This is a genomic window from Bradyrhizobium sp. P2_E8 (genome assembly GCF_056403875.1).
The window spans coordinates 1-4,823 of sequence record NZ_JBFUES010000577.1; the positions used below are offsets into that span (position 1 = coordinate 1).

Consider the following 4,823-nt stretch of genomic DNA (forward strand, 5'->3'; position numbering starts at 1 on the left):
TCATTGCGATCTGCAATAATGGTTATAATAATCATATCATATCCAAATACCGGGCGGCCTGCTAGCACGCATCCAACGCCAGAATGGGCGAGGGAGAAGCGTTCGGATGAGGATCTGCTTTGTCGGAGCAGGAGCCCTGGGCTCGACCATCGGCGGCACGCTTGCGCGCGGTGGTGCCGAGGTCTGGTTGATCGATCCGTTTCAGGCTCATGTCGACGCGATCAATGCCGGTGGTCTGCGGATGCTTGAAGGTGACGCCGAGACCGTCGTGAAGGTCTCCGCCTGTACCTCCGCGACGGAGGTCGGCATCGTGGCGGACCTCGTCATCGTCCTCGTCAAATCCTATCACACGCGGGATGCGATTCGGGCGGCCGCGCCGATCATCGGGCCGCAGACGGTCGTGATGTCGCTGCAAAACGGCCTTGGCCACGAAGACATCCTTTCGGAGGAAGTTGGGCGTAACAGGGTCATGGCAGGAAAGACCTATGTTGGCGGCGTGCTGCTGGGCCTCGGTCATGTTCGCTCCGGAGTGGTCGGCAAGGAAACCATCGTCGGCGAGCTCGATGGACGCCTGACCGAACGCGCACAGCGAATTTCCGAGACTTTCAATCGTGCCGGAATTCTCACACTACTCAGCGACAACATCATGGGCACGATGTGGGACAAGCTCTTCATCAACGTCGCCGGCGGCGGAATCACCGCCGTGACCGGGCTCACTTACGGCGGTCTCTATTCGCTGCCGATCCTGGAAGATTGCGCGCTGGCCGCAATCTCGGAGGGTATCGCGGTGGCGCAAGCTGCCGGCGTGAAGATCTCGATTGCCGATCCGCGCCTTGCGTGGACGATGGCGTCGGCCGGACTGCCGCCTGAGTTCAAAACGTCGATGTTGCAGAGCTTGCAGTCCGGCAATCTGACCGAGGTCGACTACATCCACGGCTCCGTCGTGCGTTGGGGCGCCAAGCTCAATGTGCCGACCCCCGTCAATTCCACCCTCGTCGCGTTGGTCAAAGGGCTCGAATACGCCCGCAGCGATTATCCAGGAAAGGCCTGAGACAATGTCGTTGCCCCGCGCTTATGTCGAACACGTCGCGATCCGCGTGTCGGACGTCGATCATCACGTCGATTTCTTTCGTGAGGTGCTTGGTCTCGCAATTCGCGACGAGCAACCCGCCGATGGTTCACGCCCGCGTCAGGTGTGGGTGCTCGGAAGCGTGCAACTCATCGAGGATCCGAATTTTGCCGGACCGGAGGGGCGTCTCGCCCATCTCGGCATCATGGTCGACGATTACGAAGGTGTGCTCGCCCGCGCCGCCGCCTGGGGCGCCAAGGCGCTGCCCGCTGGTCCGAACTGGCTCGAACTGCCGGGCGGGCTGAACGTCGAAATCCTGCAAGCCAGCGCAGGCGCCGTGGAAGCCGCGCTGGCGATCAATCCACGGGCCTAAGGAACACGCGATATGACCGATGAGCGCTACTGGGACGATGCCAAGGTCGGTGACGAATGCGTCACCCCTTCGGTGACGGTCACCGAAGCGATGGTGAATGCCTATGCCGAACTGACGGGCGATTTCACGCCTGTTCATGTCGACGAGGAATACGCCAAGACCACACCCTTCGGCACGCGTGTCGCGCACGGGCTTTTTGGTCTGTCCCTGGCCGACGGTTTGAAGACCCGTGCCGAGTACCGTTTCCTTCCGGGAATGTCGCTGGGCTGGACGTGGGATTTCAAGCTGCCGATCAAGCTTGGCGACACCGTGCATGTGAAGTTCCGAGTTGGTTCAATGCGCGCTACGAAGCGGGAAGGGTGGGGCATCGTGGTGCTGCCATCGGAGCTGATCAACCAGCGCAGCGAGGTGGTGCAGCTCGGCGAGCACCGGCTGATGATTCCCATGCGCCCGAAGACCAGTGCCGCAGGAGAACAGGCATGACCGCGCAAGATCTGCCGCTCCAGGATTTGCCGCTGAGAGGCATTCGCGTCATCGACTACAGCCATTTCCTGGCAGGCCCGTTCATGGGCCGTTGCTTAGCTGCGATGGGCGCTGAGGTCATCAAGGTGGAGCGTCCGAAGCAGGGCGATGCGGGCCGCGCGCATGGCTATTTCAAGGACGGACAATCCGGTTACTTCCTGCAGCAGAACATGGGCAAGCAGGGATTGTGCATCGATCTGCGCGATAAGCGCGGTCTCGACATGATGATGAAGCTGGTCGACACAGCGGACGTCTTCATCGAGAACTACCGCCCCGGCGCGCTTGAGCGTCTCGGGCTCGGCTACAAAGCTCTGTCGTCGCGCAATCCCAGACTAATCTACTGCTCGGTTTCGGCCTATGGTCACACCGGTCCCTATGCCGACCGTCCGGGCTTCGGCCTGATCGCAGAGGCGATGTCGGGCGCCCTGGCGCAACTGGGCAATTCCGGCGAAGCGCCGCCGCTGCTGCGGATGCCGCTCGCTGACATGTATACCGGCATTCATGGTGTGGCTGCCATCAATGCAGCGCTGGTCGGCCGCGCGTCGTCCGGGCGCGGCCAGCATATCGATCTGGCGCTGTACGACTGCATGGTCTCGATGCACGACTATGCGGTTCAGCGTTACTTCCTCTCCGGCGGTACCGACCAGCCGAAGCAGACTGGAAGCGGACAGCCGGACTCGACCGTCTACGGGGTCTTTCCAGCCAAGGACGGCAACCTTGTCATCGCTGCGCAAGTCGACGATGCGTGGCGGCGATTGGCGAGCCTGATCGGGGGAGACAGGTTGGCATCCGACGAACGCTTCACCGCGCCTGCCGCGCGCAACGCCCATTATGCCGAAGCCATGGAGATTGTGCGCACCTGGACTCTGTCGCAGCCGTGTCGGGATGCTTGCCTTGCGGCACTTGAGGAAGCAGGTGTGCCGTCGGCTCCTGTGCAGACCATCGAAGAAGTCGTGAAAGATCCGCAGATCCGTGCGCGTGGCATGCTGGTCGAGCAGGAACATCCCGTGCTCGGCAAGGTGACGCTGCCTAATCTGCCGTTCCGCTTCTCCGATTGCGACACCACGGTGCGCGCTCCCGCGCCGCTGCTCGGTCAGGATAATCGCCGCATCGCCGCCTCGCTGGGACTGTCGGCCGAGCTCGTCGAGGCGATGGTGCGCGACGGCGTCCTCTACAACGAAGCCGCCGTGCAGGAGTGAGCCATGAGCGATCGTTACGCGGTAATTGGCAATCCGATCGGCTTCAGCAAATCGCCCCTCATCCATGGCACTTTCGCCAAAATGACGGGACAGGACCTCGTCTACGAGGCGATCGAGGCGCCACTCAATGGCTTCAAGGGACGGGTCGATCAATTCCGTGCTGAGGGCGCCAAGGGGCTGAACATCACCGCTCCGTTCAAGCTTGATGCTTTCGCCTACGCAACCGAGCTTTCAGAGAGCGCCAAACGAGCAGGCGCTGCAAACTGCCTGAAGTTCGACGGCGATCGGATCATTGCCGAGAATTTCGACGGCATCGGCCTCGTGCGGGACATCACCGTCAATCTCGGCGTCAAGATGGCCGGCCGCCGCGTCCTGATGCTCGGCGCCGGAGGAGCGGCGCGCGGCGCGCTGCTGCCGTTCCTGCGCGAGGAACCGTCGGAGCTGGTTCTCGTCAACCGAACGCTGTCGAAAGCGGTGAAATTGGCTGAAGAATTTGCCGGTTGCGGTCCCCTGATCGTCAGCGGCTATGCCGAACTGGCCGATCTCGCCGAGGGCTACGACGTCGTGGTCAACGCGACATCCGCCAGCCTGCGAGGTGAAATGCCGCCGCTTCCAGGCAATGTCTTCCGCGGTGCGGAGCTGGCATACGAGCTCGCCTACGGCAAAGGATTGACTCCGTTCTTGCAGGCGGCCCGCGCCGAAGGCGTAGCCAAGCTTGCCGACGGCGTCGGCATGCTGGTCGAGCAGGCGGCGGAAGCTTTTGCCTGGTGGCGCGGCGTTCGACCAGACACGGCGCGAGTCATCGCCGAGCTGACTGTCCCTTTGAGTTGACGGGCGAAACCGAGCATGCATCAAAAGCCCAGCTTTCTCGTCGGCCTGATTGGCAGCGGCATCGCCGCGTCCCGCACCCCGCCCATGCATGAAGCGGCCGCCGACGCCGCTGGCATCCGCTATCTCTACAAGAAGATTGACCTGACCGAGTTGAAACTTGGTGCCCAGGCGCTGCCGGAATTGCTGACGGCGGCAAAGCGGATGGGCTTTGACGGGCTGAACGTGACCCATCCCTGCAAGCAGGCGATCCTTCCCCTCCTGGACGAGCTTTCGCCCGACGCGGACGCGCTTGGCGCCGTGAACACCGTAGTCATCAGAAACGGTCGAATGATCGGCCACAACACCGACTGGTTCGGCTTCGCCGAGAACTTTCGCCGCAACAAGCAGGGTGCATCGCTCGGTCGTGTCGTCCAATTCGGCGCCGGCGGCGCAGGATCGGCGGTTGCTTTCGCGCTCATGAAGCTCGGCGTGCGGGAGCTGACTATTATGGATGTCGACTTGGCCAAGGCGCAAAATGTGGTCGACGGTTTGTCCCCTCGATTCGTAGAAGGGCGCTTAAAAGTCGGCCAGGATGTCGCAGCGGCGGTGGCTGCCGCGGACGGAATTGTCAACGCGACGCCGATCGGCATGGACAAGTATCCGGGCACGCCGCTGCCGACGGCCTTGCTGCGCCCCGATCTGTGGGTCGCCGAGATCGTCTACTTCCCACCGGAAACCGCGCTGCTGCGCGCGGCGCGTGCCCTCGGCTGCCGCACCGTCGATGGCGGAGGCATGGCGATCTTCCAGGGGACCGAAGCATTTCGCCTGTTCACGGGCATCTCACCTGATC

General features: G+C 62.6%; 6 protein-coding genes. All 6 read left to right on the forward strand.

Features of this window, described 5'->3' with window-relative positions; genetic code table 11:
• Positions 1 to 106: 106 nt before the first annotated feature.
• Entirely contained in the window at positions 107 to 1,051 is a 945-nt protein-coding gene (locus tag AC1D00_RS26895; RefSeq protein WP_135178274.1) for a ketopantoate reductase family protein, read from the forward strand.
• Positions 1,052 to 1,055: 4 nt separating this feature from the next.
• Entirely contained in the window at positions 1,056 to 1,442 is a 387-nt protein-coding gene (locus tag AC1D00_RS26900; RefSeq protein ID WP_477012738.1) for a VOC family protein, read from the forward strand.
• Positions 1,443 to 1,454: 12 nt separating this feature from the next.
• Complete coding sequence (locus AC1D00_RS26905) at positions 1,455 to 1,925, forward strand: MaoC family dehydratase (protein ID WP_135178272.1); 471 nt, start codon at positions 1,455 to 1,457, stop codon at positions 1,923 to 1,925.
• Positions 1,922 to 3,163 carry a CaiB/BaiF CoA transferase family protein gene (locus AC1D00_RS26910; protein WP_167771447.1) on the forward strand — a complete coding sequence of 414 codons (1,242 nt, stop codon included), beginning with the start codon at positions 1,922 to 1,924 and terminating at the stop codon, positions 3,161 to 3,163. The genes AC1D00_RS26905 and AC1D00_RS26910 overlap by 4 nt, the downstream gene beginning before the upstream one ends.
• A 3-nt stretch (positions 3,164 to 3,166) precedes the next feature.
• On the forward strand, positions 3,167 to 3,994 hold the full coding sequence (gene aroE, locus AC1D00_RS26915; protein WP_477012739.1) for a shikimate dehydrogenase: 828 nt from the start codon (positions 3,167 to 3,169) through the stop codon (positions 3,992 to 3,994).
• A 15-nt stretch (positions 3,995 to 4,009) separates the two neighbouring features.
• A partial coding sequence (locus AC1D00_RS26920; RefSeq protein ID WP_477012740.1) for a shikimate dehydrogenase occupies positions 4,010 to 4,823 on the forward strand: 814 nt, incomplete at its 3' end.

Excerpts from the sequence above, each read along its gene's own strand:
- AC1D00_RS26895 (WP_135178274.1), top strand. The coding sequence starts at position 107 with ATGAGGATCTGCTTTGTCGGAGCAGGAGCCCTGGGCTCGACCATCGGC.
- AC1D00_RS26900 (WP_477012738.1), top strand. The coding sequence starts at position 1,056 with ATGTCGTTGCCCCGCGCTTATGTCGAACACGTCGCGATCCGCGTGTCG.
- AC1D00_RS26905 (WP_135178272.1), top strand. The coding sequence starts at position 1,455 with ATGACCGATGAGCGCTACTGGGACGATGCCAAGGTCGGTGACGAATGC.
- AC1D00_RS26910 (WP_167771447.1), top strand. The coding sequence starts at position 1,922 with ATGACCGCGCAAGATCTGCCGCTCCAGGATTTGCCGCTGAGAGGCATT.
- aroE (WP_477012739.1), top strand. The coding sequence starts at position 3,167 with ATGAGCGATCGTTACGCGGTAATTGGCAATCCGATCGGCTTCAGCAAA.